Source organism: Kitasatospora sp. NBC_01300 (genome assembly GCF_041435235.1).
Classification (GTDB): Bacteria; Actinomycetota; Actinomycetes; order Streptomycetales; family Streptomycetaceae; genus Kitasatospora.
Genome location: NZ_CP108409.1, coordinates 474,097 through 493,255, shown reverse-complemented (window position 1 = coordinate 493,255; position 19,159 = coordinate 474,097). Strand labels below are relative to the sequence as shown.

The 19,159-nt window shown below is 72.2% G+C and carries 17 protein-coding genes; 9 read left to right on the top strand and 8 right to left on the bottom strand.

The annotated features are described in order from the left end of the window. Nucleotides 1-26: 26 nt before the first annotated feature. From OG556_RS35865 to OG556_RS35845, 5 genes are read left to right on the top strand one after another with little or no spacing between them, the layout of a single operon-like run. Nucleotides 27-992 (top strand): 3-oxoacyl-ACP synthase III family protein, encoded by a 966-nt coding sequence (locus tag OG556_RS35865; protein ID WP_371523089.1) that lies wholly within the window; start codon nt 27-29, stop codon nt 990-992. Continuing rightward, nucleotides 989-2,683: an AMP-binding protein gene (locus OG556_RS35860; RefSeq protein ID WP_331743769.1), complete on the top strand. Its 1,695-nt coding sequence runs from the start codon at nt 989-991 to the stop codon at nt 2,681-2,683. Before OG556_RS35865 ends, OG556_RS35860 begins: the two co-directional genes overlap by 4 nt. Then, nucleotides 2,680-3,675 (top strand): NAD-dependent epimerase/dehydratase family protein, encoded by a 996-nt coding sequence (locus OG556_RS35855; protein ID WP_331743766.1) that lies wholly within the window; start codon nt 2,680-2,682, stop codon nt 3,673-3,675. Before OG556_RS35860 ends, OG556_RS35855 begins: the two co-directional genes overlap by 4 nt. A 34-nt stretch (nt 3,676-3,709) precedes the next feature. Next, entirely contained in the window at nt 3,710-3,982 is a 273-nt protein-coding gene (locus tag OG556_RS35850; RefSeq protein ID WP_331743763.1) for a phosphopantetheine-binding protein, read from the top strand. Beyond that, entirely contained in the window at nt 3,979-5,202 is a 1,224-nt protein-coding gene (locus tag OG556_RS35845; protein WP_331743760.1) for a beta-ketoacyl-[acyl-carrier-protein] synthase family protein, read from the top strand. The genes OG556_RS35850 and OG556_RS35845 overlap by 4 nt, the downstream gene beginning before the upstream one ends. A gap of 94 nt (nt 5,203-5,296) precedes the next feature. Here OG556_RS35845 and OG556_RS35840 read toward each other — a convergent pair whose 3' ends face one another. After that, a complete protein-coding gene (locus OG556_RS35840; RefSeq protein WP_331743757.1) occupies nt 5,297-5,857 on the bottom strand; it encodes a hypothetical protein in 561 nt (186 codons plus the stop codon). Nucleotides 5,858-6,080: 223 nt separating this feature from the next. Here OG556_RS35840 and OG556_RS35835 point away from each other — a divergent pair, with 223 nt between their 5' ends. The 3 genes from OG556_RS35835 (at nt 6,081) to OG556_RS35825 (ending at nt 8,436) form a co-directional block, all read left to right on the top strand. Beyond that, on the top strand, nt 6,081-7,055 hold the full coding sequence (locus tag OG556_RS35835; RefSeq protein ID WP_331743754.1) for a hypothetical protein: 975 nt from the start codon (nt 6,081-6,083) through the stop codon (nt 7,053-7,055). 81 nt (nt 7,056-7,136) lie between these two features. Then, nucleotides 7,137-7,490, top strand: coding sequence for an antibiotic biosynthesis monooxygenase (locus OG556_RS35830; protein WP_331743751.1), 354 nt, complete (start codon nt 7,137-7,139; stop codon nt 7,488-7,490). Between the two features lie 127 nt (nt 7,491-7,617). Then, a complete protein-coding gene (locus OG556_RS35825) occupies nt 7,618-8,436 on the top strand; it encodes a maleylpyruvate isomerase family mycothiol-dependent enzyme (protein WP_331743748.1) in 819 nt (272 codons plus the stop codon). Nucleotides 8,437-8,526: 90 nt separating this feature from the next. Here the strand turns inward: OG556_RS35825 and OG556_RS35820 are convergent, their stop codons facing one another. Then, nucleotides 8,527-8,946 carry a hypothetical protein gene (locus tag OG556_RS35820; RefSeq protein ID WP_331743745.1) on the bottom strand — a complete coding sequence of 140 codons (420 nt, stop codon included), beginning with the start codon at nt 8,944-8,946 and terminating at the stop codon, nt 8,527-8,529. 320 nt (nt 8,947-9,266) lie between these two features. On the opposite strand from OG556_RS35820, the gene OG556_RS35815 reads away from it, so the two are divergent. Beyond that, complete coding sequence (locus tag OG556_RS35815) at nt 9,267-10,328, top strand: hypothetical protein (protein ID WP_331743742.1); 1,062 nt, start codon at nt 9,267-9,269, stop codon at nt 10,326-10,328. 85 nt (nt 10,329-10,413) lie between these two features. Here the strand turns inward: OG556_RS35815 and OG556_RS35810 are convergent, their stop codons facing one another. The 6 genes from OG556_RS35810 to OG556_RS35785 form a co-directional block, all read right to left on the bottom strand. Beyond that, on the bottom strand, nt 10,414-10,851 hold the full coding sequence (locus OG556_RS35810) for a CBS domain-containing protein (RefSeq protein WP_331743739.1): 438 nt from the start codon (nt 10,849-10,851) through the stop codon (nt 10,414-10,416). Nucleotides 10,852-11,074: 223 nt separating this feature from the next. Further along, nucleotides 11,075-15,406 carry a serine protease gene (locus OG556_RS35805; RefSeq protein ID WP_331743736.1) on the bottom strand — a complete coding sequence of 1,444 codons (4,332 nt, stop codon included), beginning with the start codon at nt 15,404-15,406 and terminating at the stop codon, nt 11,075-11,077. Beyond that, nucleotides 15,396-16,223 carry an IS982 family transposase gene (locus tag OG556_RS35800; protein ID WP_331743734.1) on the bottom strand — a complete coding sequence of 276 codons (828 nt, stop codon included), beginning with the start codon at nt 16,221-16,223 and terminating at the stop codon, nt 15,396-15,398. Before OG556_RS35800 ends, OG556_RS35805 begins: the two co-directional genes overlap by 11 nt. Nucleotides 16,224-16,274: 51 nt before the next feature. Then, a complete protein-coding gene (locus OG556_RS35795) occupies nt 16,275-17,123 on the bottom strand; it encodes an IS5 family transposase (protein ID WP_331743597.1) in 849 nt (282 codons plus the stop codon). Between the two features lie 202 nt (nt 17,124-17,325). Next, nucleotides 17,326-17,697 (bottom strand): CU044_2847 family protein, encoded by a 372-nt coding sequence (locus tag OG556_RS35790; RefSeq protein WP_331743731.1) that lies wholly within the window; start codon nt 17,695-17,697, stop codon nt 17,326-17,328. 250 nt (nt 17,698-17,947) lie between these two features. After that, nucleotides 17,948-19,117, bottom strand: coding sequence for a pyridoxal-phosphate dependent enzyme (locus OG556_RS35785; protein WP_331743728.1), 1,170 nt, complete (start codon nt 19,115-19,117; stop codon nt 17,948-17,950). Nucleotides 19,118-19,159 lie beyond the last annotated feature (42 nt).

Genomic DNA, 19,159 nt, shown 5'->3' with positions numbered 1-19,159 from the left:
CCTCGCCCCACAGCAGGATCGGTCTCGTGCGGGTCCATGTCCCCGAGGCCCGCCAGAGTTCCCGCGAGATCGAGGAGGAGCTGCGCCGGCAGAGCCCCGGGGCCGCCCTGCCGGCGGGACTGCTGGAGCACATGTTCGGGCTGCGCGAGCGCTGCGTGGCGGCGCCGGGGGACCTGCCCTCGGACCTGGCGGCCCGGGCGGGTGCCGCCGTCCTGGAGGACGCCGGCCTCCCGCCCGAGGCGATCGACCTGCTCGTGTACACCGGGATCACCAAGGACCTCGACGAGCCGGCGACCGCGAACGTGGTGGCCGCCAAACTCGGTGTCACGGCACCGGTCTTCGACCTGATGAACGCCTGCAACGGCGTGCTCAGCGCGCTGGAGAGCGCGGACGCACTGATCAGGCTCGGCTCCTACCAGCGGGTGCTGGTGGTCGCCGGGGAAGCGTCCAGCCGGCTCACCCGCTGGCGTGTCCCGGACCGTGGCCGGCTCGCATCGGCGATGGCCAGCCTCACGCTGGGCGACATGGGGGCGGCCGTGCTGGTGGAGGCGAGCGAACGGCCCGGCATCCTCGGCAGCCGGTTCTTCGCCAACCCCGCCGCGTGGCCGAGCGCGGTACTGCGCAGCCCGTACGCCACCGGCCGGATGCACGAGTTGGAGGTCGACGACGCCGCGTTGACGGCCTCCTTCGCAGGGCTGCGGGAGCAGACCGTCAAGGCCGCCGAAGAACTGATCGGTGACGTGGCCGACTGTGCGCTGTTCTGCGTCCACCAGCCCTCGGCGGCCATGACCCGCATCCTCTGTTCGACCACCGGTATCCCCGAGGAGGCCGTGATCCCCACCTTCCCCGACTACGGCAACGTCGCCACCGCCACCATCCCGCTGCAGCTGGTCCTCGCGCAGGAGCAGCGCCGGTTGCGCGAGGGCGATCTGGTGGGGATCGTCGGCCTGGCCAGCGGTACCAGTGTCGGCGTCATGGCACTGCGGTGGTGAGCGCCGTCCCCGGGGTGACCAGGGAACAGGACGCCTGGCCGGAGACCCTCGCCGCCCAGCTGACCGGCTGGGCCGACCTGCAACCGGACCGCACCGCGCTCGCCTGGCCCGCTCCGCGCGGGCGTTGGCACACCGTCGACTTCGCGACGCTGGAGGCCGCCTGCCGGGTGTGCACCCGCGAACTGGACGAGGCGGGCGTCCGCGCCGGGCAGAAGGCCGTGGTGATGGCCCGCGACCCGTACGACCTGGTGACCACCGTGTACGGGCTGCTCGCCCTCGGCGCGGTGCCGGTGCTGATCGACCCGGCGCTGCCCCGACCGGCGCTGCGGGCCTGTCTGGACGAGACGCGGCCCGAGGTGTTCATCGGCGACCCGCTCGCCCAGCTGGCCCGGCTGCTGCTCGGCTGGGCCCGCCCGCACATCACCGTCTCGCTGCTCACCGGCCGCGCGCGGCGAGCGTGGCGCGAGCGTCGGCCGGAGCCGCAGGTGAAGGCGGAGCGGCCGGAGCCGTCGTGGCCGAGCCCGCCGCCCGCGGCCTCGCTCGCGCTGATCGCCTTCACCTCCGGCTCCACCGGAGTGCCCAAGGGCGTGGAGTACGACCACCGGCAGCTGGCCGCCCAGGTCCGTTCCATCGCCGGGCTGCTGGGGCTGGGCCCGGGCGAGGTGCTGCTCGCCGGGTTCCTGCCCTTCGCCCTGTTCGGGCCCGCCACCGGCGCCACCACCGTCGTCCCGGCCATCGACCACCTCAGGCCGGCCCGCACCCGGGGCGCCGACCTGGCGCGCGCCGTCACCGAACACTTCACCTCGGTGGTGTGCGCTTCCCCGGCGGTGCTGAGGGCCCTGGCGGGGGAGTGCGAGCACGGCCGCCTGTCGCTCGCCCCGGTGCGGCTGGCCTGTTCCTTCGGCGCCCCGCCGTCCGAACGGCTGGTGCGTGCGCTGCGCCGGGCGCTGCCGGAGGAGGCGACGCTGCTCAGCGCGTACGGCGCCACCGAGTGCCTGCCGGTCAGCGTGATCGACAGCACCGAACTGGCCGCCGCGCACGCCGAGCCGCTGCACGCCCACCGCGGGGTCTGCCTGGGCCGCCCGGTGCCCGGCATCACGGCCCACGTCCTGGTGCCGGTCGGCCCCGTGTCGTACAACCGGCCTGTGCCGCAAGGGGGTTACGGGGAGATCACGGTCGGTGGCCCGCAGGTCAGCCTGGCCTACCACGCCCGCCCGGGAGCGAACGCGGCCGCCAAGGTCGGCTCCGGCGAGGACGTGCTGCACCGCACCGGCGATCTCGGCTGGCTCGACGGGAGCGGCCGGCTGTGGTTCCTCGGGCGCTCCGCGCACCGGGTGCACGGAGCCGGGTTCGTGCTCGACACCGCGGTGGTCGAGCGGATCACCGACGCGGTGCCCGGCATCGGCCGCACCGCGCTGATCGGCCTCGGGCCCGCGGGCCGTCAACGGCCGGTGCTCTGCGTGGAGTTGGCGCCCTCGGCGGCCAGCTCCGCGACGGCCGTCCTCCAGGGGCTTCGGCACGCCCTGTCGGCGGTGCCGGGCGGCCACCGGATCGCCACCGTCCTGCTCCACCGCCGGCTGCCCACCGACCCGAGGCACAACTCGCGCGTCGACCGCGACCGCCTCGCCCGCTGGGCCCGCCGCCGGCTGCGTCGACGACGCCCGGGCGGCGTGCCGGGAGGCGGGCGATGAGGGTCCTGGTCACCGGGGGCAGCGGCTTCCTCGGTCTGGAGCTGTGCCGCCGCCTCACCGGGCGCGGCGACGCGGCGGTCTCGCTGAACCGCCGCTGGAGTCCGGAGCTGGAGCGGCTCGGGGTCCGTCAGCACCTGGGCGACATCGCCGACCCGGATACGGTCCGGCGAGCCCTCGCCGGGTGCGAGGCGGTGATCCACAACGCGGCCCTGGCCGGGGTCCGGGGGCCCGAGCAGCCGTACCGCGCGGTCAACGTCGACGGCACCCGGCACGTCCTGACCGCCTGCCGCGCCCTCGGCATCCGCCAACTGGTCTATACCTCCACCGCGAGCGTGGCCTTCACCCCCGAGGGCGTCATGGGAGCGGACGAGTCCCTGCCCGGGCCCCGGCGCCACTCGGCCGCCTACCCCCGCACCAAGGCCGAGGCCGAGGCGGCCGTCCTCGCCGCCAACGGCCCGGACCTGGCCACCACGGTGCTGCGCCCCCATCTGATCTGGGGGCCCGGCGACCCGCACTTCCTGCCCGCCCTGCTGCGGGCGACCGAAGGCGGGCGACTGCTGATGCCGGGCCGCGGCACCAACCTCGTCGACACCTGCCACCTCGCCACCGCGGCCCACGCCCACCTGCTCGCGCTGGACCGGCTGCGACCGGGCCACCCGGCGGCCGGGCAGGCCTATTTCATCGCCCAGGGCGAACCGCGGTCCCTGCGCGAGGTGGTGACCAGGCTCCTGGCCACGGCCGGACGCCACGCGAGCTGGCGCCCGGTGCCCTACCCCGTCGCCCTGGCCGCCGCCGTCCTGGCGGACGCCACCACGACGGTGCTCCGCCGCCACACCGACCACGGCCTCAGCCGGTTCCTGCTCCACCAGCTCACCCGGCCGCACTGGTTCGACCTCACGGCGGCCCGGCGCGACCTCGGCTTCGAGCCGCCCACCACCTTCGACCAGGCCATGGCCGAGCTGACCCGCCACCACCGCTCCACCAGCGGCTGAGCCCGCCCCCTCACTCCGGAAAGGAACCACCGCTATGGACACGACGCTCTCCGTGGACGACGTCTGCGACACCGCCCAGACCCTGCTCGTCGAGCGGTTCGGCGTATCCGCCGACACCGCCGGCCCCGACGCCACGTTCGAGGAGATGGACGTCGACTCGCTCGCACTGGCCGAGTTCGCCTTCGTGCTCCAGGACGAGTTCGGCATCCTGATCAGCCAGGAGGACGCCGGCCGGCAGAGCACGCTCAGCGACGTCGCCCGGATCGTCCAGGCCCGACTCGGCGACGTCACCGAACCCGTCGCGTGAACCGCCCCGAGATCGCCGTCACCGGCCTGGGGCTCGTCACCCCGGCCGGGCTCGGCACCGAGGAGACCTGGCGGCGGGTCTGCGCCGGAACCCCCACCGCGGCACCGGACCCCGAGCTGGACGGCGCCCCGGTGACGTTCTCCTGCCGCATCCCCGCCATGGACCTGGACACCGTGGTCGGGGTCAGGAAGGCCTGGCGGATCGGACGGTTCGGCAAGCTCGCGCTGCTCGCGGCCCGGGAGGCCGTCCAGGACGCGGGCCTGGTCGCCGACGGGTGGGACGGCGCCCGGGTCGCCGTCGTGTTCGGCGTGGGCTTCGGAGGCGCGCCGCACTGGGAGGACCAGCTGCGCCGACTCCACCAGCGCGGGCCGGCCCACGTCTCGCCGACACTCATCCCGATGGTCATCGGCAACATGGCCGTCGGCGAGGTGGCCCAGGAGTTCGGCGCGCGCGGCCCCACCCTCGCCTGCGCCACCGCCTGCGCCTCCGGTGCCACGGCGCTGGCCGTCGCCCACGACCTGCTGGTCGCCGGGTCCTGCGACCTCGCCCTGGCCGGCGGCACCGAAGCCGCCCTCAGCCCGCTGGTGGCGACCGGCTTCCACCGGATGGGCACCCTGTCGGCGCGCGGGCACGACGTACCGGGCGCCTCCCGGCCGTTCGCCGCGGACCGGGACGGCTTCGTCCTGGCCGAGGGCGCCGCCGTGCTCGTCCTGGAGCGCGCCGCGGACGCGAAGGCGCGCGGCGCCCGGGCGCGCGCCGTGCTCGCCGGACACGGCGCCAGCAACGACGCCCACCACCCGACCGCGCCGCCCCAGGGCGCCGCCGGTGCGGAACAGGCGCTGCGCACGGCGCTGCGCAGTGCGGGCCTGGGCACCGGCGACATCGGCCACGTCAACGCCCACGGCACCTCCACCCCGCTCAACGACGCCGCCGAGGCCGGCCTCATCGCCCGCACCCTGCCGCACCGGCCCAGCGTCACCGCCCCCAAGGGCGTGCTCGGCCACAGCCTCGGCGCGGCCGGCGCGATCGAGGCGGCGCTCACCGTGCTGACCGTCGAGCACGGGCTGGTGCCGCCGGTCGCCAACCTCACCCCCGACCTCGCCGAGTTCGACATCGACTGCGTCACCGGGACGGCGCGCCGGCAGCGCATCGACGCGGCGCTCAGCCACTCCTTCGGCTTCGGAGGCCACAACGTCGTCCTCGCCCTGCGCCGGAGCTGACCTCCGGGCGGGTGCGGCCCGGGGCGCCCGGCTCGAACGGCGAGCCCCCGGGCGTCGGACGGTGCCCGGGGGCGCGTGAGCGCGTGTTGTGCGCTCAGAGGGAGGCGAGGCCGAAGTCCACCTCGTGGTTCCCGGTCAGGGCCGTCACCCCGGTGTCACAGGAGCCGGTGATGCCGGACAGGTCGAAGCTGCCCTGGTAGCTGTTGAGGGGCAGGAGGGTGCTGGTCACGTCCGTGATGCCGGTCTCGTCGTTGGTCACCTCGCTGCCGCCCGAGTTGCCCTTCTCCCCGCCCCTGAAGGAGACGGTGGTGCGGCCGAGGGCCACGTTGTCGGCGTCGTACCAGGTGAAGGTCGCCGCTCCGGAGAAGGGGTGGTAGGACAGGCAGGAGAACGTTCCGGTGCCGACCGAGGAGATCGTGCCGTGGTCCACGTTCGAGTTGGTTCCGGCGGCGCTGTAACAGTCGTTGAGAGTGCCTTCGACCGTGTACGAGTTCGATACCGCGGCGTCGGTCACCGGGTTCTTGAACGTCAGCGTCACCGGCCCGGTGCAGGTCAGGTTGTCCAGTACCTCCGTCGCCTGCGCGGACCCGGCCGCCCCCGGGATCGCCACGGCCAGCAACCCGCCCGCGGCCGCCGCCACCATCAGACGCCTCATCGTGTGCCCTTCTTCCTGTTCATCGGTGTCGTGCCTCGGCGCCAAGGATCGTCGGTACTCGATCGACCGGCATTCGTGTGCCGTCGGCGCTGTCCGTGTCTCACCCGGACAGCGGGACGGGGCGGCCGGGCGGCCGGTGCGGGTGCCCCACCGCGGCCGGGCCGGGTCACCCGATCCCCCCTCCGGCGTCGCGGGAGAACCGTGACCACAGCACTGTTTGAGCATGAGCTACGACGATCGGGTGACGGCCGGAGCCCGTGTGAGGCCTGCCCGCCCCCGGAGGGTGCGCGCCGCCCTCGGTTCCGGCTGCCTCGCGGGGGCGCTGGTCCTGCCCGCCGGCCTCACCGCACCCGCCCGGGACGCGACCACCCGGACCTTCACCGCCGATGCCACGTTCACCGTCCCGGACGGTGTCACCGGCATCACCGTCACCCTCGTCGCGGCGGGTTCCGGGGGAGGCGGCGGGGGCGGGGGAGGTGGCACCGGCCTCTTCAAGAGCGGCGGCGGGGGAGGGGCGGGAGGCGGCGGCGGGGGAGGTGCCCGGGTCACCTGTACCCTGGCCGTCACCCCCGGCGACGTGCTGACCCTCACCGTCGGCACCGGCGGAGCCGGTGGAGCGGGAGGCGCCAGCGGTGAGGAGGCCGACCCGGGCGTCGACGGCGGCGACGGGGGCGCCGGCGGCCGGTCCACCCTCACCGGCGGCGGAGCCGTCCTGGCACTCGTGGACGGCGGGTCACGGCCCGGTGGCGGTGGCACGGGCAGCGTGCTCGGCGGCGCCCGGGGCGAGGGAGGCCACGGCGGAGGGGCCACCCCCGCCTGCGAGGGCGGCGGGCCCAGTGGCACCGGCGGATCCGACGGTGACCCCGGCGCCGCCGGTGAGGAAGGGGCCGACGTGACACCGGCGACCGTCGGCGTCACCGTCCCCGGCAGCACGGGAGGCGAAGGTGGCGAAGGCGGTGCAGCGGGGGCTCCGGTGCCGGCCACCTGCCCCGCGGGCACCGGCGACGGCGGGGACGGCGGAGACGGCGGCGACGGCCAGGACTACGTCGGCAACTTCGACGACCCCCAGACCCCCGGTGAGGACGGCACCGAGGGCACCGCGGGCGGCGACGGCTGCATCACGCTCACCTTCCAGACCTCGGCCGGATCCGCCGGCCACGACACCGGGCTCGCCTTCGCCCCCGCCTCCGGGAGCTGACACCGGGACGAGGACGCCAGGCGCGTCAGCCGTTCAGGAAAGAGCTGGATCATTCGGCGCGTCCCGTCTTACGGTGGCGCCATGAGTGATCACTCCGAAGCGCCTGTCGTGCCCATAGAGGCCTATGAACCCCCCTACTACCTGGCCGTCTTCACGGCAGTGCGGACCCAGAACCAGAACGGTTACAGCGAGACCAACGCACGCATGGAGGACCTGGTGAAGGACATCCCCGGGTACCTGGGGATGGACCACGCCCAGACCCCCGGCGGCCTGGGCATCACCGTGGGGTACTTCCGCGACGCCGACGCCCTCACGGAGTGGCGGACCAACGTCGAGCACCGCGCGGCGCAGCAGCGCGGGCAGGCCGAGTGGTACCAGAACTACACGCTGCACGTGGCGAAGGTGGAGCGCAGCCACGGCTTCAGCCGACCGTAGGGTCCGCAGGGCCAGGTAGCGGGCCGACCGGCTCCCGTCGTCCAGGCGGGCCGCGATGGTCGGGGGCGGGACCGGACCGTGTCGCGGGTCTGGACAGCGGTGCGGGGGTCGGCCAGTCTTCACCACCATGACCCTCCCGCTCCCCGAGCACGTCCCCGGTGCCGCGCGCACCGCGCTCTTCGAAGCCGTCACGGCCGTCGGCGACGAGGCCGTCGCCCTGCTCGCCGGCGGCCGCGGCGACACCCCGATACCCGGCGCCGAGTGGACGGTCGGCGAGGCCGCCGCCCACCTGGCGATGGCCAACGAGCTGATGGCCGCACTGGCCGCCGGCGAGGAACGGCCGTACGGGGACGGCACTGCGGGTTCGCTGGCCGCCGCGAACGAGGCCGCGCTGGCCAGGCGGCCGGAGCGGGACCTGACCGTGCTCGCCGGGGAGATCGCCCGGCAGGCACGGGAGTTCACGGCGGCGGCCGGCGCCCGTGCCGGCACCGAGCCGGTGCTGACCCCGCTCGGCCCGATGGACCTGGACACCCTCGGCGCCTACCTGCTGACCCACATGCTGGGCCACCTCTACGACATCGCCGTCGTGCTCGGGCGGCCGCACCCGCTCGACCGGCACCGCGTCGAGCTGACGATGCCCTTCCTGCGGACGGCGATGCCCCGGGTGGTGGACGCGCGCGCCTCGGCCGGTCACAGCGCCTGCTACCGGCTGCGGGTGCGTGGCCTGGGCGGCTTCGCGGTGACCTTCACGGACGGTGCCGCCGTGGTGAGCCAGGAGCCGCCGCGCCGCCCGGACTGCACGATCCTCACCGGCCCGGTGGCGTTCTTCCTCATCGCGCTGGGCCGCTACACCGCCACCGGCGCCCTCGCCCGGGGCAAGGTGCTCGCCTGGGGACGCCGGCCGTGGCTGGCCCCGGGCTTCCCCCGGCTGTTCGCGGCCCCCTGAACACGGCGCCGCGCCGGGGCCTGTCCGTCGTTCGTAGCGGTGGTCCGTCGACACCGTCGACGGACCACCGCCGCGATCACGGCTGGGCGGTCACACCGTGATCGGGTTGCCGCAGAAGGTCCACCACGTGGGAGGGGACCAGCTGTACTGCTGGAGGCCGCAGATCACGATGCTGGAGACCTTCGGCTTGAACTTGTCCGCGACGGCCTTGCCCCGCTCCGCCTCCAGCACCCCTGTCTCGGGTCCGTTCCAGCTCGTCGTGACGTGGACGATGCCCTTGGAGAAGTGGCCCTGATCGGTGAAGATCCAGACCCAGCCCTCCGAGCAATTGTCCACCTGGACCTGGACGTTGTCGTAGTGGTAGGTCTTGGTGCAACCGGCCGTGGCGGAGGTGCTCGCCATGGCCGGGGAGGCCGACACGGCGGTCAGAGCGGCCACGGCGAGGCCCAGGACGCCCGCCGTCTTCGTCAGCTTGCCCGACTTGCTCGACTTGCCCGACAGTTTCTTCAAGGTGACAACTCCCGTGGTGTGGTCCCGACATGTCTGCTCGTCGGGTGGCCCCACTGTGTCGTCACACTCACGCGTGCCGCATCGGTCAACTGACTGCCCGGTACTCCGGTACGACCCTGCTGTTCGACCTCGGGTGACGGCAGTCGGTGGGAGCGGGGCCGGGCCGCGGGTCGGCTCGGTGGGTGGCACGGGTGCGTACCCCGGCTCTCGTGTGCCCTTTGGAGCAGAGATCGGTGCCCGATCGTCCGTTGCGCTGCGCGACGACAGCCCGGCCGGATATGTCAGAGGGAACACCTGTCGCACCTCCGAAGGGGTTCCCCATGCACGCGAAAGACCCCGGCAGGCCGTCGGAGCCGCAGCGGCGCCGCGACCTGCCGCGCAAGGCCGCTCCGGCGGCCGACGGGCTGGGGCCGGGCCTCGGGGGCGGGTCTCCGCAGACGGTCCTCGCCCTGCAACGCGGCATCGGCAACGCCGCGGTCTCGCGGGTGATCGAGCGGTCCAGGCACCAGCACGGTGCGGGGTGCGGTCACCCGCAGGCCACCGTCGGGCCGGCTGCCCGCCCCGGTGAGCCGGTCGTGCAGCGCGCCATCACCTACGCCAAGGCCGACTGGTCACGGCAGCACCTCTCACCGGACCGTTTCGCGGAACTGCTCCAGCAGGCGTCCGGCGAGCAGGAGGGGGGCGGATTCAGCGTCCCCTACCGGGAGTTGTTCAAGGCCCTGGAGGAGTCCGCCATCACCATCGAGATCGACGAGCAGACGGACATCAGGGGTGCGCGAGCGTTGTTCGCGCTCAGCAACGAGGGAGAGGGCGGCGCGCTGCGGATCACCCCGCCCAAGGACAACGCCTCACCGCTCGAACTGCGGGAGTTCGCCGCGACCGTGACCCACGAGATGCAGCACGCGCTCGACTCGGTCACCGGTCGCTTCAAGTCCCAGGAGAAGCCGCAGACGATGTCGCAGCGGAAGATCTCCACCGAGTTGCGCGCGTTCGGCGAAGAGGCGGCCGCAGCGCTCAAACTCGCCATGGGCGACGGCTACAGCAAGAGCCAGGGGAAGCTTTCCGCGATCCTGGAGGCGATCCCCGAGGACCGGCTCACGCCCGAGCGCAGTCGACTCGCCTGGGAGTTCCACATGATGGACAGTTACCGTTCCGCCCGCCTGAATCCCCTCGACGCCTTCCGGCCGAAGATCCCGATCCCCAACAGCGTGCTCCTGGAACGCGTGGCGGGCTACCTGTCCTCCTACGGGCTGGTCGACGAAACCCCGACCAGCTCCGAAGCACTCAAGTGGCTGAAGCGGAAGGACAACTCGGTGGTGGTGGAGAAGGGCCTGGTGGAGGGGATCGTCCTGTTCCACAACCACCGCCCGCAGCCGGAGTGAGGCGGCGGGCGGTCGGGGTCTGAACGGTGGATCTCGTCCACCGCGCGGGCCGGATGGATTTCCCGGGCGGGGGCTGACCTCACGGTCAGCGCCGCGACCCGGCCGAGGCGTAGACGTGACCGGCGAATTCGGCGACCTGATCGTCCGGCAGGTTCCGGGCGAGGTCGGCCTCGCTGATCATCCCGACCATCCGCTTGTTCTCGATCACCGGGAGCCGGCGGATGCGATGGCTCTCCATCTCGTGGAGCACGTCCTGGATGTCGGCGTCGGCGTCGATCCATCGCGGGGTGCCCTCGATGATGTCCACGGCCTTGCACTCGCTGGGGTCGAGGCCTTGGGCGACGCACTTGAGGACGATGTCGCGGTCGGTGACGATTCCGCACAGTCGTTCGCTGTTGGACTCGTCGCCGACGGGGAGCGCGCCCACGTCCAGCTCGCGCATCAGCTTCGCCGCGTGCTGGAGAGTGTCACTCTTGGTAATCCAGTGGGCACCGGGGTGCATGATGTCTTTGGCCGTCGTCATGGTCTTCTCCTGATCGTTGTAGGTCGCGGTTTCTCGATGCCTCGGGCCTCTCGCATCGTCTCGCCGGATACCGGCTTGCGCCAATCGGGGCACAGCGGTCGGCCGGCAGCAGCCCGCGGCACGCCCGAGAACGCCGGCTACCGTCCGGAGCCGTTGCTGGTGGAAGCCCGGATCTGTGCGTTCACCGCGCAGATCCGGGTCGAGTCCGGCGCCGTCCGCAGCTTCAGGGCTTGGGCGGAAGGCAGAGGGGGCGGTCGGGTACCCGGACGGGCAGGGTGCGTCGTTCGTCGGCGGTGAAGGAGCGGTAGCCGATGATGCGGCACAGGCTCCGCTGCCAGGCGTCGGGGTCGAGGACGATCCGGTGGACGTAGTCGTTCTCGGTGCGGATGAGGAGGGTCTTCCCGTCGGTGGTGGCGTCCAGGAACGTGAGCGGCTCCTGCAGACTGTTGTCGGTCACGTTGCGGAAGTCGTAGGAGTCGACGGAAGGCCGGCCGCCGACCTGGTAGATGCGGACGGCGTTGTTGGCCGCGACCATGAAACGGCCCTGGGCGTCGACGAATCGGGTGATGGCCGAGTTCTGGCCCGGTGTGCTGGTGGTGGGGAGGGGGCCGATCTCCCTCTGCAGGGGGTCGAGCCGCCACAGTTCGATGACGCTGTTCCGGCGGAGCACGGCCAGGTAGCGGCCGCTCTCGTCGAACCGGGCCGCGATCAGGTCGGTGATGCCCGGGTTCAGCGACGTGACGGTGTGGCCGGTGCCGATGTCGACGACACGGATCACGGGGTCGTCGTGCACGACCACGGTCAGCTTTCCCTCCTGCCAGTACGGGCCGACGTACATCTGCGGCGTGCCGGGCTTGTCGGCCCGGGGGTGGAACGCGGCCGCGTCGAACTGCGCCGACCGGACGCCGGTCCTGGCCTCCCACTGCTGGATCCGGGTGCCGGAGACCGTCACCAGGCGGTCGGCCCCGTCGAAGAAGTAGCTGAAGTCCTCGGCTGCCGCGTCGCCCTGGGGTGGTGGTCCCACTGTGACGCGGGCGACCGCTCGTAGCGTGGAGGCGTCACGGACGGAGACGGTGTTCGGGCCGTCCCGGAGCGCGATGAGCGTGTCGTCCCGGTTGGACATGAGGCGGTCGCCTGTGCCCTTCCATGCGGGCTGTGGCAGGGCTGTTCTGGTCAGGAGCCTTCCGGGGGTGAGTCCGGGCTCGCGGAGTTCGAGGTCGGTGCCGCCCGTCAGGCGGAGGGTGAGCTTTCTGCCGTCCCGGCTGAGGTGGACGGTGTCGGCCGCAGCCCTGTCCTCCTCGCCCGCGGGGATCTCGGTGTAGGAGATGGAGCTCCGTCCCTGACCGGCGAGGTACTCCTTCCCGCCGCTGGAGAGGAGAACGGACGCGTGCTCGTACAGGCGGCCCGGTTCGTCCACCAACGCGACGGCATTTCCCCGGTCGAGGTCCAGGACCGTCAGTTTGGCGGCTTCGTTGATCACGATCCGGTGGCCGTCGGCGCTCGCCGCGATCAGTTCGCTCGCCGGGGCGATCGTCTCCGTGGTTTCGTACGGTTTCCCCACCACGGATCCGTCGGACACCCGGATCAGTCGCACGGTGGTCTTGGTGCCACTGCCCTGTCCGGGGTCTTGGGTCTGGACGACGGCGACGGTGGTCCGGTCCCCGGAGGGCAGGACCCCTTGGTGGTCAGCAGGCGCCACCACGGTCCGCGCGGCACCGCCGGCCATGTCCACGGAGGCCAGTCCGGTACCACCGTTGCTGGTCCTCACCAGCAGGGAGTGCCCGTCGGAGCCGAACCACAGCCCGCTTCCGATGTCCCGAGGTGCGGGAACGCGGCCGGCGATCGTCCCCGCCTCCAGATCCCACCAGACCAGGCTGTCGCGGGTCGGAACCGCGATGTAGCGCCCGTCGGGTGACATCGCGGTCGCGTCGGCAGGAGCCGCGGAGATCTGCATGGCCCCGTCCACCCGGGGCAGCTGGTGCACCTGGCCGATGGGCGTGGTGCTCTCCTTGTCGACGTCGAACCAGCCTCCCGTCCCGTCGTCGGTCACGAATCCGGCCCGGCGCCCGTCCGGGGAGACCCTCAGGTAGAAGGCGTACCCGGCCGGGACCGGCCAGCTGTGGACGGTGCCGTCCCGGCCGCGGACGAACAGGACGACGTGGGCCATGGCGTCGCGGGAGAGGACGACGTCACCGTCCCGGCTGGTGCTGAACGTCCCGCCGGTGCCGGACATGCCCGAGAACAGGGAGTCCGCGCCGGCCCGGAGGAGGTACTGCCGCATCAGCTGGTTCCGGGCCTCCGGCGTGGGCTTCGTCCGGTACGCGGCGAGGGCCATCATCACGGACCGTACCGGGTCGTAGGCCATGTCGTCCTGGGAGGCCTGGACGAGGGCGCGGGAGTCGGAGTCGGCCTGGCGCTCCGCGGCATCGCGGCGGGCCGTGGCGAACAGGACGCCCAGGGCGAGGGAGACGGTGATCACCCCGATGAGGGCGGTCCGGAAGGTGCGGCGCCGGCGGCCGCGGGCCCGCTGGTGCCGCCTGGCGAGTTCGAGGTAGGTGCGTTCGGCCTCGGACAGCTCGGCGCCGCGCTCGCGCTGCCAGGTGCGGGCGGTGGCGAGGGTGGGCCCGGTGGGGAGCAGGTCGGCGGGTTGACCGGCGTGGTCCCAGCGCTGGCGGTCGTGCCGGACGGACTCCCGCCACTCCAGGAACGCCCGGTCCTCGCCGACCCAGTCGCGCAGCCGGGACCAGGCGGTGATCAGGGCCTCGTGGGCCAGTTCGACGGTCTCGACGCCCTCGGCACTGTGGTCGATGACCAGGAGCCGGGTGCCGGCCAGACGTTGGGCGATGTGCCATTCGTCCTCGGCGAGCTCCTGGCGGGGAACGGTCCGGCGGGTGGCACCGGGCGCGCCGAGGGGGACGCGGACGAGGCGGGTGAAGAGCCTGCGGGCGGCCGGCTCGTCCCGGGCGGAGACATGTCTGTCCCAGGCCTGCTCGGCGTACTCTCCGAGGGCTCCGCTGACGTGACCGATCTCCTCGTACGCGCGGTGGCTGAGGACCCCGGTCGCCTGGCGCTTCCACAGCAGGTCGAGGGTGAAGCCGAGGAGCGGCAGGGCACCCGCCTCACCGCCCGCATCGGTCAGGATGCGGTCGACCAGGTGGGCCTCGTAGCGAACCGACGGAATCGCCGCCACCGGTGCGGTGACGATCTCCCGGAGCTGCTCACCGGTCATCGGCCCCAGCGCGTAGACCTGCCGGCTGCAGGCCCGGCCGAGGCTCGGATGTGCCAGCGCGGTCTCCAGGTAGTCGGCCCGGAGCGTGGTGAGCACGTGCACGGCCTGGGGGAGCGACGGGCCGAACAGCACGGCCGCCAGCTCGTCGACGGCCGTTGGGTCGGTTCCGGTGAGCATCTCCTCGAACTGGTCGACCACGACGATCAGTTGATCGGTGCCGAGGCGGGACAGCAGGAGAGCCGTGAGATCTCCGAGCCCCTGGGCGCGCAGCAGGCCGGTGAGCGCCGGAAGGCGTTCGAGGCGTTCCAGTTCGGTCAGATCCGGTTCCAGCAGCGGGGAGAGCGCGGCGGCGAGCGCGGACAGCGGGGTGGCGCCGGCGTTGGGCCGGATCACCACGGCGGTCATGCCCTGGGAGTGCAGGCGGGGTATGACGCCGGCCATCGCGAGGGAGGACTTGCCCGAACCGGAGGGGCCGACGAGGGTGGTCCACCGTTCCCGGGCGACCAGGGCGGTGACTTCGGCCGTCTCCGCCCGACGGCCGTGGAAGACCTGGGCGTCGGATTCCTGCAGCGGACGCAGACTCCGGAACGGTGACGGCGGCAGCGCCAGTTCGCGAAGCTGCGGCCATACGGAGGCGAGGCCCTCGGCGGGGATGAGGTAGCCGGATGGGGGGTCGCCGGTCTCCGCGACCGCCATCATGCCGACGACACCGTCGAGCTGTTCGTCCCACACCGGGCCGCCGCTGAACCCCGGGGAGACCCGGTAGCCGTTGGCGGCCAGGTCGGCCTGGATCCACCCGTTGGCCTGGCGGGCCCGCAGGACGCCGGAGTGCCAGACACCGCCCGGGCGGCCGCTCGGCAGGCCGTTCGCCCGCACGGTGTGTCCCCAGACGTCGGAGGACTCCACGACGCGGATCGGCCGGGCGCCCGGAAGCGGAGCGGACAGGTGCAGCACGGCCACGTCCCCGGCGCCGTGCGGGTGGGCGGGCGCCCACCGCTCAACGGTCGTGGGCACGCGCGTACCGCCTGTGCCGTCAGCTGCGGCGGGCGGGGCGGCGGGCGGGTCGCTGAGCAGCGGGAGGTCGACCTCGACGCGGGCGTCGGCGTCCGGCTCGGCTCCCGGAGGGAGGCCCAGCGCGGCGGACACCACGTGCGCACACGTCAGTATCCGATCGGCGGTCACCAGGAAGCCGAGGCCGACCGGGACGCCTCGACGGTCATGGACGCGTACGACGGCAGACGCCAGTGCGTCGGGCCCGGTCCCGTCGATTGCGTCGGCGCGGGACGTGGACACTAGATGAATGAGTCCGATGTCCTCAGTGGTCATAGGCGATGAGTGAGCGCTTGAGCGCGGCGCCGGTGTTCCAGTTGTGCCAGATCGCGGCGGCGAGGGCGAGCAGGCGTTGACCGGTGCGGGCGAAGACGCCAGCCTCGGTTCGTGCGCCGTGCTGTTCGAGACTGAGCTGGCCCTTGAGGGTGTCGATGACCGCCTCGATCCACTGGCGGACGCGGGCGAGCCTGCCGAATCGGGCAGGCTCGCCCTTGCGGTCGGGCCGGACCAGGTGCGCGCCGAGCTCGTCGGTGACGAAGGCCTCGAACGCGGCTCCGGCGAAGCCTTTGTCGCCGAGGATCACCTGGCCCCGGCGCACGAGGTGTCGGTCACGGCCGAGCATGGCCTCCATGACCTCGCGCTCGCCGAGTTTCGGGTTGGCCAGGCACCAGCTGACCGGCATGCCCTCGGCCGTGGTCAACAGGTAGAGCCGCAGACCCCAGAAGAAGCGGGAGTGACTGGCGCAGTAGCCGTACCCGGCGGTGCCGGCCAGGGCCGAGCGCTTGACCGTCTCACGGGAGGCCGCGCAGGGCAGCGGCGTGGAGTCGATCAGCCGCAGGTCGTCGTGCCAGGTCGGCACCTGCCGGGCCAGTGCGCCGACGACCTGCGGGATGAGCGGGCCGGCCGCGTTCAGACGCTTGTTGTAGCCGGACTGCCCCGGCAGGTACGGGAACAGGTGCCGCAGCTGGCCACTCGCGAAGCGGTGCCAGTGCCTCGCCGACGGGAAGCCGAGCAGTACCTGCGCCACGGCCAGGCACAGCAGTTCCGCATCCGAGAGCCTCGGAGGTCGCCCGATCCGGTGACGAGGGGCCATGTGATCGTCGATGAACACGTACAGTGCCGTCAGAGGGTGTTCGATACCGATTTAGGCTGCCGCGAGAGGTTTCGGGCGGAGGTATTGCCCGATTTTGTCGGGGCTGGCGGTCAGGCGGTTGGTCATGGAGTTGACCATGGCCCAGTGGATCATCGAGCGTGACCGGTCCGGCAGTTCCTCGTAGTCGCGGTGGAGCCGCCGGTACCGGGACATGATCCCGAATGTCTGCTCGACCCGCCAGCGGATCGGCTGGACGACGAAGCCCTTCTGCTCCTTGTCGCGGGCGACCACCTCGACGTCGATGGACAGGTCGGCACCGTGCCTGACGACGGCGTTGTTGTAGCCGGCGTCCACCCACACTTTGGTCACGGTGGGCCACTGGGCGGCGAGGGCGTCCAGGACCTGCTTACCGCCCGCGGAGTCCTGTACGCCCGCAGCGGTGACGATCAGGACCAGGATCAGGCCAAGGGTGTCGGTGGCGATGTGGCGCTTGCGGCCCTTGACCCGTTTCCCGCCGTCGTAGCCCTGGCTGTCGGCCGGGGCGTTCGGTGAGGCCTTCACGGACTGGGAGTCGATGACCGCGGCGCTCGGCAGGATCCGGCGGCCCTTCTTCGCCCGCAGCTGGTCACGCAGCGTGTCGTGGATCCGCTCGGTGGTGCCGTCGCGTTCCCACTCCTTGAAGTAGCCGTAGACGGTGGTGTGGGGCGGGAAGTCGTGCGGCAGGTAGCGCCAGGCGATACCGGTGCGTGCGACGTAGAGGATCGCGTTCACCACCTCACGCAGCGCTGTCGTGGGCTCACGCCCTTCGGCGCGGGTGCGTCGCCACTCCACCAGTACTGGCTCGATGAGCTCCCACTGATCGTCCTTCAGGTCCGATGGATACCTGCGTCGTTCCGTCACGTTTGATGAATATCGCGGACACGGACCCGGCCGCCACGAGATCCTGAAAACGAGTCCGTGCCGCAAGAACCAAAGCCGGACAGTTGGGGGGAATCCCCTATCGAACACCCTCTCAGAAGGGTATCCAGGTTCGTCTTCACAAACCAACCAACGGGCACCCTTCGTCATGGTCGCGGCCAACCCAACAATCGGACTCATTCATCTAGGACGGGTCCGAGGCCGCCGGAGGCGCCGATGCCTCGGTGGTCTGCCGGTTCCAGGTGAGCGAGACCTTGAAGTTGGCCTCTGCGGCGGTGCTGGAGATCACCACGTCGGCCTCGGCCGACAAGGACAGACCGAACTCGATGCTGATCTCGTCCGGGGCGTGGGCCAGGTCCCGGAACCCCTCGACGAAGTTCTGTGCGACCGGACGCACGCCGGCCAGCATGTCCCCGAGCGAGCGGGTCGCCCGGGCCACCACCTGTCCGGGCCGGGCGACCTGGACCAGTCCTTCCCCGACCTGCTCGATCTCCACCCGGACCACGTCCTGTCCGTCGCTCACCGAGCCGACGGGCAGTTCCACGAAGTACGCCATGATCCCCCCGGATCTGGTCAAAGTCCCCGAACAGGGCACCGCTTGTGAGGTGTCGCCTGCTCACCGTAAAGGCCTACCGGCCTCCGCGTCCCGGAATCATGACTGTCAGTCAACTCGGGATTCTCGTCGGCGGTCCGCGCGGTGGTCCCGCTGGTGCCGGGAGCCGGCACCGATCGCGACAGGAGTCCGCGAGCGGGCCCCGGAACGGCTCCACCGCCGTTCCGGGGCCCGCTCGTCGGCGCGTGGGACGTCACATGTTCCACACGGCCGTCGCGGGGCGGGGCGTGGGGGGAACGGAGGTGGGCGGGGCCCAGACGCCGTTCTCGAAGAAGTCCTTGATGGTGGTGTACCAGGGCTTGTAGACGATCTTCTGATCCGCCAGCCAGGCGTCGTTGTAGTACTCGTTCGTGTAGCGGTCGCCCGGGTCGCACATCACGGTGGCGACGCTTCCGAGGTGGGTGCCCTCGTTCATGCCGAGCAGGATCCGGATCGCGGCGAACACACCGGTTCCGGTCGAGGGCCCGGCGTGGATGCCCAACTCCGTCCGGTCGGAGAGGTAGCGCATGGTGGCGACCGACGCCGCGTCGGCGACGCGGATCATGCGGTTGACCGTGGTCGGCACGAACGACGCCTCGACCCTGGGCCGGCCGATGCCCTCGATGTGCGAGCCCTGGTCGGTCACCGTGGGGTCCTGCCAGTACCAGCCGTCGAAGTACGCGGAGTGCTCCGGGTCGGGCACGCACACCCGGAGCTTCCTGGCGGTGTACCGGGCGTACCGGGCCACCGAGGTCGTCGTGCCGCCGGTGCCCGCGCCCATGGCGAACCAGTCCAGGTCCGGCAGGCCCTTCAGCAGCTCCGCCGCGAGACTGTGGTCGCCACGCCAGTCGTAGGCCCGCTCCGCGTACGTGAACTGGTCCATGAAGTGGCCGCCATAGCGCTTCGCCACCCGGCGGGCGTACTCGACGATGTCGCCCGCCACCGGGACCACGGTGCCGCCGTACTGCTCGATCGTCTTCAGCTTCTCCGGGGCCGTGCTCTTCGGCACGACCGCGTAGAAGTCGATGCCGAGCCTTTGGCAGTACCACGCCTCGGAGATAGCCGTCGAGCCGCTGGACGCCTCCACCACGGGGCGGCCCTTCACCAGCCAACCGCTGGCCAGGGCGTGGGTGAGCAGCGCCGCCGCGAGCCGGTGCTTGTGGCTACCGGACGGCTGGTCGGCCTCACGCTTGATGTACAGCTTCAACCCGTTGAGCTGCGGGGGCAGCGGAATCTCGTTCACCGCCGTCTCCTTGGGCGCGAGTTCGCCGCGGATGCGCTGGATGCAGGCGTTCACCCACTCCCGGTCGTCCGGGTAGACGTCCGACTCGTCGTCCCCCTCCACCGCCAGGACCCTCTCGTCCACGCGTTCCAGCACACTCATCAGCAGTCTCCGTCCAGCTCATCGAGCTCCACCCGCCCACGC

Coding starts and splice junctions, on each gene's coding strand:
- OG556_RS35855 (WP_331743766.1), top strand. CDS start 2,680: ATGAGGGTCCTGGTCACCGGGGGCAGCGGCTTCCTCGGTCTGGAGCTG.
- OG556_RS35850 (WP_331743763.1), top strand. CDS start 3,710: ATGGACACGACGCTCTCCGTGGACGACGTCTGCGACACCGCCCAGACC.
- OG556_RS35840 (WP_331743757.1), bottom strand. CDS start 5,857: ATGAGGCGTCTGATGGTGGCGGCGGCCGCGGGCGGGTTGCTGGCCGTG.
- OG556_RS35835 (WP_331743754.1), top strand. CDS start 6,081: ATGAGCTACGACGATCGGGTGACGGCCGGAGCCCGTGTGAGGCCTGCC.
- OG556_RS35830 (WP_331743751.1), top strand. CDS start 7,137: ATGAGTGATCACTCCGAAGCGCCTGTCGTGCCCATAGAGGCCTATGAA.
- OG556_RS35825 (WP_331743748.1), top strand. CDS start 7,618: ATGACCCTCCCGCTCCCCGAGCACGTCCCCGGTGCCGCGCGCACCGCG.
- OG556_RS35815 (WP_331743742.1), top strand. CDS start 9,267: ATGCACGCGAAAGACCCCGGCAGGCCGTCGGAGCCGCAGCGGCGCCGC.
- OG556_RS35810 (WP_331743739.1), bottom strand. CDS start 10,851: ATGACGACGGCCAAAGACATCATGCACCCCGGTGCCCACTGGATTACC.
- OG556_RS35805 (WP_331743736.1), bottom strand. CDS start 15,406: ATGACCACTGAGGACATCGGACTCATTCATCTAGTGTCCACGTCCCGC.
- OG556_RS35800 (WP_331743734.1), bottom strand. CDS start 16,223: ATGGCCCCTCGTCACCGGATCGGGCGACCTCCGAGGCTCTCGGATGCG.
- OG556_RS35790 (WP_331743731.1), bottom strand. CDS start 17,697: ATGGCGTACTTCGTGGAACTGCCCGTCGGCTCGGTGAGCGACGGACAG.
- OG556_RS35785 (WP_331743728.1), bottom strand. CDS start 19,117: ATGAGTGTGCTGGAACGCGTGGACGAGAGGGTCCTGGCGGTGGAGGGG.